Consider the following 6,579-nt stretch of genomic DNA (forward strand, 5'->3'; position numbering starts at 1 on the left):
CGATAAGTCGCTGGGGTACGGCTCTCGCTTCATGCCTCGCATCTCAGCATGGACATGCCCGGCAGGAGGCCTGCGCGACGATCAGTACCACGATCGAGCGATCACGAACCGAGGAAGATCGGACTTAACGTCCACTCAGACCGCCGTCCGAGGCGCAGCTTGCGCTCTGCTGGATGGCCCGGTGGAACAGGCCCCTCGCCGTCGGCGAGGCGATGTGGAGACAGGTGTCCGCGGACCCGGCGGACTGGCCGCCCAGAGTGACCCGGTTGCGGTCCCCGCCGAACGCACCGATGTTGCGCCGTACCCAGCGCAGCGCGGTCTGCTGGTCCATCAGGCCGTAGTCCCCGGAGGCGTGGTCCGCGCTCTCGGCCGACAGTGCGGAGTGGGCGAGGAACCCCAGCGCTCCGAGGCGGTAGTTGACGGTCACGACCACCATGCCGCGTGCAGCTAGCGCCGCGCCGTTGTAGTCGCTGCCCGCGCCGTAGGCATTGCCGCCGCCGTGCAGCCACACCAGCACCGGGAGGGGCCCGCCGCCGGTGCGGGCGGGCGTCCACACATTGAGGTACAAGCAGTCCTCCGTGGTACTGCCGGTCCGGTTGGACTCCCCCGGCAGAACGGGGCCGCCGTCGGGCAGCGGTGTCAGCGGGAGTTGGGGGCAGGGGTGGGCCGGTGCCGTGGTGTTTTTTACGCCGGACCACCGGGCGGGGGGCTGGGGCGGACGCCAGCGCCGCCCGCCTGTCGGCGGTGCGGCGAAGGGAATGCCCTGAAAGACCCGGCCGCCGTCGTGGCCGGCCGCGCCGCGCACCCAGCCGTGGGAGGTGTGCACGACCAGGGGGTCATGGCCGGTGCCGGCCCAAACCGGTGGCGGGGGTGCGGTGAGTGACAGCAGCAGGGCCGCGGCGGCAGTGAGGGCGCGGACCATGGTTCGGCGCAGGCTGGTGGACCTCATCGAATCGCTCCTGGTGCCGATGAAGGTGGCCGTGGTCATGGCGTGTGCTCATAGGCGCCGATGTCGCAGGCGGCGCCCTGGGGGCGGGCGACGCCGCGCTGATCGGTGGCCGGGCAGTCGTCGGCCGCGTCGAGGGCGGGGCTGCTCGGCAGCAGCGCGGCGGTGTCCGTGGGGCCGCCGTTGTGGGCGAGCGGTCCCAGCAGCGGGGTACGGCTGGGCAGATCGCCCGCGGCGGTGAGTCGGCAACTGCCGTCGCTGTCGATGTTGTGACCTTGCGACGCGATGGTGGCGAAGGCCTTCTCGCAGTCGGCCGCCGTGCCGTTGACGGTGTTGTTCGCGACGAGGGAGTTGCGGAGGGTCAGACGCCCCAGGGGCAGGTCGACGATGTCGGGGATCGGCCGGGGCAGGCTGTCGAGGTAGGCGGGGGCGATGTTGATTCCGCCACCGCCGTCGCTGGAACGGTTGCCGGTGATGGTCGAGTTGAGGATCTCCACCGGTCCCAGGCCGCGGATGTCGATGCCTCCGCCGTAGCCGCCGAGGCTGCCGGGACGGTCACCGGGGTCCGTCACCCGGTTGTCGGCGATCGTCGAGTTGGTCACGGTGCCGCTGTCGTCGAATCTGATGCCGCCGGCCTCTCCCGCGACGTTCCCGCTGACGGTGCTGTCGATCAGGTCCAGGTGGGAGTCGGGGATGTTGAAGATGCCGCCGCCGTAACCGGCGGAGTTCCCGGTCACGGCGACTCGTCGCAGTGTCATGTGCTGTTCGTTGGCGATGGCGCCGCCGGCGGTGTCGGTGAAGGGCAGTTCGCGCTGCTTGGCCGATCCGCCGGTGATCGTCAGATCGGACAGCCGGGTGTCCGCCCGCATGCGGAAAGCACGGTCCAGTCGGTTGGCGTCGATGACGGTGCTCCGCGCCCCGGAGCCCTGGATCGTGGTGGGCGCATTGACGTTCAGGTCGCCCGTGGTCGGGTCGGGATGGTCGCCGATGATCAGCCGGGGATCGGGCGGGATGGTCAGCCGGTAGCGGCCGGGAGGCAGCGTGATGGTACTGCCCGGCCGGGCGTTGGCGGCCATCACCGCGGCACGCAGGCTGCAGGCGCCCGACGCGGCGCGGCACAGGCCGTCCGACGGGTCGACGTCCACCGCGTCGGACGTGGTGTCCACTGTGAACGCCGCCGGCCCGGCGGCCGGGGGAGCGGCGGTGCTGGAAGCGGGAGCGGCGAGGTTCGCCGCTATGGCGAGGACGACGGCGGCCAGTGCCGCCGGGGTGCTCAAGTTCCTCATCCGGTGAACTCCTCTCGGCAAGGAATCTGGACGTGCAAGGAATTTGGACGTGCGAGGACTCTGGCTCGTGCAGGGACTTCTTGTTCGTGCAGGGAATTGCGGCTCGTGCGAGGAACGCGGCCGGCGCAAGTGCCGGCTGGATTGCGCCGGAGCGGCCAGGCGACGGAGAACAAGGACAGGGCCAGACGCGAACAACCGTCTCTGTAGCGAGCGTTCCATTCAGAAGGACTCGTGTCTACACGCCCGTCGGCCACAAATGGCGGACGGGCACGAGACCGTCGGATCGCCTGTTCGGATCGCCTGTCGGATTGCGGGCAGGGCGCCCACGGCCTGATGGTGTACGACCGGGCACGGGCCGAAATCCACCCCTGGCCCCGCGAGGACCGTCGCCACCGGGTCATCGCCCGCCGCAGCGTCAGCCGGCCCGATCAGGTTTCTGCTACATCGTCTACTGCCCCCTCGGCACCACCCTGGACGAACTGATCCGCATCCCCGGCAGCCACTGGGCCATCGAGGAATGCTTTGGGCGGGCGGTCGGTTCCCTGACGACGAGACGGTATCCGGGGCGCTGCCGTCGTGGCTCCTCGACCGTGGCGCCCGCGAGGCGTTCGACGAGACTGTCGTCAACCAGCGGGGCGATGGCCTCCTTGTCCGGGGAGACCGAGGTCAGGGTGGTGGTCCCGTAGCGGCCCTCCTCGATGTCGTCGAACCCCACGACGGCGACGTCGCCGGGGGCCGTCAGGCCGCGCTCGGTGAGGGTGCGCATCGCGCGATGGCGATGAGGTCGTTGTGGGCGAAGACGGCGTCCTGCCTGACGCCACGGTCGAGAAGGGCGGCCATGGCTGCGGCGCCGTCCTCGCGTCCGTAGCCCTCGGTGACGACCACGAGCGCCTTGTCGGACTCGAGTCCGGCGGCCGCGTCCCCGTACATGCGGTGCGGGCCGGTCGCGTGGTTACGCGACCGGCCCCGGCCATGGTCGGCCGTCACCCGCCGTCAGGCCGTGTGCAGGCGCAGCCCGTAGCGACCCAGGATCTCGTTGACCGGCTGATGCCATGTCTGGCCGCCGCCGCTGCAGTTGCCCCAGCCGCCCGAGGTCACCCCCTGCGCCTGGTCACCGCTGATGAACGACCCGCCCGAGTCGCCCGGCTCGGCGCAGACGCTCGTCTTGGTCATTTGATGGACCGCGCCCTGGCTGTAGTTGACGGTCTCGTTCTTGGCGCTCCTGACGTCTGCTGAGCCGGCTGGCTCTGGCTCGGACGAGAGACGGCGTCGCGGTCGGCGTGGGTGCTGATGCCCTGTCGCATGGTGGAAACGGGCTTCGTGACCAGGACAACGGCCTGCTTGCTGGCGGGGTCGTAGCTCTCGCGGCGGGCGGCGATGATGTCGTCTCCCATGCCCGGGATCATCTTGAAGAGCGCGCTGGCGAACACGGCGATGATGATGGCCAGGCCGGAGACGATGGCGCTGGTGGGGTCGGTGTTCGGCTCGCCGCCGGCGAGTGCGGATGCGAGCAGCAGCACGATGACGATGATCGGCTTCACGAGGATGACCGCCACCATGATGCCGACCCATCGGCGTACCCGGCCCCACAGGTCGCGGTCGACCAGTCCGGCGTAGACGACGGTGCCGAGTGCGGCGCCGACGTAGAGCAGGGCGGTGCGGACCACGAGCTCCAACCAGACCACGCCGGCCGCCAGGATCGACACGATGGAAAGGATGATCCGGGCGATCGGGCCGCCCCCGCTGTCTCCGCCCTCATCCTTGCGCAGCGCGGTGGAGAAGGCCTCGAAGAAGTTCGCTCCCGCTTTACCGCCGGCGAGCGCGTCGGTGATGCTGTCTCCGGTGTCGTGCACGGTCTGTCTGCCGGCACAGAGGCGTCAGCAACGTTCGTGATCCATACGACTAGGTGCGGTCCGGCTGCTGTCCGGCCATCAGCCCGAGACGCAAGGGGTGCAGGCACTGCACTCTCCACCGACTTGCGTGCGAACCGCGCACGCAGGCATCCCGAGGGAGACCACATCATGACCACGACCGAGCCGAACCCGCCACGCGGTCGGCAGCCGGGCCCGGGCTGGGACCGGCGACTGCACTGGTGGCCCACAGTTCGGCCGGGGCGGCGGGCACGGGCTGGCACGGCGGCCCGAGGCCACCTGCCACGGCGCCAAGGGGGTCTAGCGTGTGAGCCGGCCGGGGTCGAGCGTGATCTGGAGCGGGGCGGCCACGTTGGCGGATCGGCCGGCCTGAATGACGCGTTCCTCGTAGCTGGCGCCGCCGCAGGTGCGGGCGCCGAGGCAGGGGGCGGGTTCCAGGTCCAGGCGCCTGTAGTGGGCGATCGCTTCCCCGTCACGGGGTGAAAGGCCAGCGGCTCGATGGGGCGTGCTACGAGCTCTCAGTACTCACCCGGGCGGTGATCATTTCACGTACCTCTTGGCTTCCCACCACTATCAGCGAGGCTGCCCGAGGGTCTGCGGCACGGGTGACCGAGACATTGCCTCGGCTCTCCGCATCGGTATCCAGTGAGCCGGTGTACTCAATGACCATGGCGTTCCTGCTGCATGCCAGCGATGCCCACGTCCTGGAACTATCAGAGCCTGATGAGCTGTTGTACGGCCCTGCCGGGTAGGGCGAATTTCCTTCACGTTCACTGGGCCATTGCGAGATCAGGTGGATTCCGATGGCGGGTCGGTCGGCATGCGGAATGGTCAAGAATCCGCATGAAGTCTTGTTTGCGTACATCAAGATTCGCTGCGTACCACTTTTGACCTCGGCAAGAAACTTGGGTGATCCGCCCGTGAGGGAGTCGTCATGTTCGGCCAATGGGTCATCGGCCACGCTGATCGGATCTATCTCGCTCAGCGGAATGAGGCGATCACTGCTTTCCGCTGGAGGGGGTTCGGATGGCCCGTTTGTGCATCCGGTGAGAGCAAGCACGATAGCGGCCCCTAAAACCAGAATTCGCTTTTTCCCGGCCAAGGGGCCGCACCTCGCTCTTATCGACTCTTCAGGATATCTGTCAGTCTAGCCACTGATTGAAGCAGACCCCCACCGGCTTGTAGGCGTATGCACGCTTTCCGGTCGGGAACGCTCCGCTTACACCTTCCCACACGTCACCTACGTACTGATCGAAGAGCGGGTAGGCCTGTATGGTGCCGAACTTCCCCCTGGGCACCTCGTAGCGCGACTGGTTGCTCACGCCGTAGCTCTTGGTCACATCCCAGCCCATGCCGGCCGAGATTTTGCCCAGGTCGATGCCGATCTCCCTCTTCACAGTCGCGTCGACCTTCTTGTCGACTGTGAGGACGAGCGTCGTCCTGCCGTGCCCGCTTGTCTGCTGGATCACGTCGGTGCCGCACGACTGACCGAGATACTTCTTGTTCTTTAAGAAGCGGAAGGCAGTCGCATCTGCGGGTGCCGGCGAGACCGAGTCGCTCTCCGCCGATCTTTCATCGCCCACAGCCCCAGCGGTCACCTTGACGATGGTGTTGGGGCCCGGCTTGAAGAACCTTCCATCAGCAGAAACAGAAGCTTCCGGGATTCCCTCGAGCTTTCCCTCGCTCGCGTAAGAGGCCCCGGAGCCTGCTGTTGCGGTCATAGCCACCGCAGCCCCAGCTGTAGCCAGAGCGACAGCGATTTTCCGCCGCCGAGACACAAAATGGCCGTGCTTCACATTCTCTCCCGAGATGACGGTACGTCGAGTGCACACGTCCCCCATTACCGATAGCCGGGGACGCCTGAACTCGCTTACCCGTAGATCTTGTGCAGCTCCGCCCTAGCTCAGCAACGCTTTCCATATCCGTGTGACCCAGATCACAGAGGAATCTCAAATTCAGCCCAATTTCCCTTGCTCGGCTGGAAAATCAAGCCATTCATCTCCCGAATCTTTGACTCAAACGCGAATGTCACCGTCCTGCACACACACCGCCCTGCCCGCCCTCCATGGAGAAATAGGCGTCGCAGCAACAGCGCGGTGGCCACGACAGCCCCCACGCGGCTCGCTCTGGCCCTGAGGCTTTGAGGCTGTTGTGGCTGCCCGAGCCGGTTCGCCATGTACGCAGCGGCCCGCCTCAGGCGCCGGCTGACCGATGCCGAGTGGCACGAGCTGCTGAAGAGCAGGCCGAACCGGGAAGATGAGCCGAAGCTCAGTAGTTGTCACCGGAAAAGCCGGATGACATGGCGAACGGGACCGGCCGAAGCAGCCTGGTTGTCACCAGTGAGGCACGCGGCTTGTCACAAATGCTGATTCAGCAACTCATGAGCCTTTTCCAACCTCAGGCTGCCGCGTGATGTAGGACGAGGACGGCTTGGACGATCGCGGTGATGCGGTTGGTGCTGCAGCGGAGCTTCCGC

The 6,579-nt window shown here is 67.3% G+C and carries 5 protein-coding genes and 3 pseudogenes; 1 reads left to right on the plus strand and 7 read right to left on the minus strand.

Features of this window, described 5'->3' with window-relative positions:
• Nucleotides 1–124: 124 nt before the first annotated feature.
• Entirely contained in the window at nucleotides 125–949 is an 825-nt protein-coding gene (locus ACIQ7Q_RS34815) for a carboxylesterase family protein (protein WP_403871448.1), read from the minus strand.
• A gap of 35 nt (nucleotides 950–984) precedes the next feature.
• On the minus strand, nucleotides 985–2,232 hold the full coding sequence (locus ACIQ7Q_RS34820; RefSeq protein ID WP_403871451.1) for a choice-of-anchor Q domain-containing protein: 1,248 nt from the start codon (nucleotides 2,230–2,232) through the stop codon (nucleotides 985–987).
• A 309-nt stretch (nucleotides 2,233–2,541) separates the two neighbouring features.
• Between ACIQ7Q_RS34820 and ACIQ7Q_RS34825 the strand changes: the two are divergent.
• A pseudogene (locus tag ACIQ7Q_RS34825) lies at nucleotides 2,542–2,798 on the plus strand (IS701 family transposase); the annotation flags it as partial.
• Here the strand turns inward: ACIQ7Q_RS34825 and ACIQ7Q_RS34830 are convergent.
• From ACIQ7Q_RS34830 to ACIQ7Q_RS34850, 5 genes and pseudogenes are all read right to left on the minus strand, one after another.
• Nucleotides 2,681–3,150: pseudogene (locus tag ACIQ7Q_RS34830) on the minus strand (substrate-binding domain-containing protein); the annotation flags it as partial. The pseudogenes ACIQ7Q_RS34825 and ACIQ7Q_RS34830 overlap by 118 nt on opposite strands.
• 75 nt (nucleotides 3,151–3,225) lie before the next feature.
• Nucleotides 3,226–3,450 (minus strand): annotated as a pseudogene (locus tag ACIQ7Q_RS34835) (trypsin-like serine protease); the annotation flags it as partial.
• Nucleotides 3,402–4,085 carry a hypothetical protein gene (locus ACIQ7Q_RS34840; protein WP_403871460.1) on the minus strand — a complete coding sequence of 228 codons (684 nt, stop codon included), beginning with the start codon at nucleotides 4,083–4,085 and terminating at the stop codon, nucleotides 3,402–3,404. The pseudogene ACIQ7Q_RS34835 and the gene ACIQ7Q_RS34840, both read right to left, overlap by 49 nt.
• Before the next feature lie 526 nt (nucleotides 4,086–4,611).
• Entirely contained in the window at nucleotides 4,612–5,205 is a 594-nt protein-coding gene (locus ACIQ7Q_RS34845; protein WP_403871454.1) for a hypothetical protein, read from the minus strand.
• A 40-nt stretch (nucleotides 5,206–5,245) separates the two neighbouring features.
• Nucleotides 5,246–5,824, minus strand: coding sequence for a hypothetical protein (locus tag ACIQ7Q_RS34850; protein WP_403871457.1), 579 nt, complete (start codon nucleotides 5,822–5,824; stop codon nucleotides 5,246–5,248).
• Between the last annotated feature and the right edge of the window lie 755 nt (nucleotides 5,825–6,579).

Source organism: Streptomyces sp. NPDC096176 (genome assembly GCF_044763255.1).
In the GTDB taxonomy this organism is placed as follows: Bacteria; Actinomycetota; Actinomycetes; order Streptomycetales; family Streptomycetaceae; genus Streptomyces.

Bases quoted from the DNA above. Each gene is read 5' to 3' on its own strand.
- ACIQ7Q_RS34815 (WP_403871448.1), bottom strand. From the start codon at position 949: ATGAGGTCCACCAGCCTGCGCCGAACCATGGTCCGCGCCCTCACTGCC.
- ACIQ7Q_RS34820 (WP_403871451.1), bottom strand. From the start codon at position 2,232: ATGAGGAACTTGAGCACCCCGGCGGCACTGGCCGCCGTCGTCCTCGCC.
- ACIQ7Q_RS34850 (WP_403871457.1), bottom strand. From the start codon at position 5,824: ATGACCGCAACAGCAGGCTCCGGGGCCTCTTACGCGAGCGAGGGAAAG.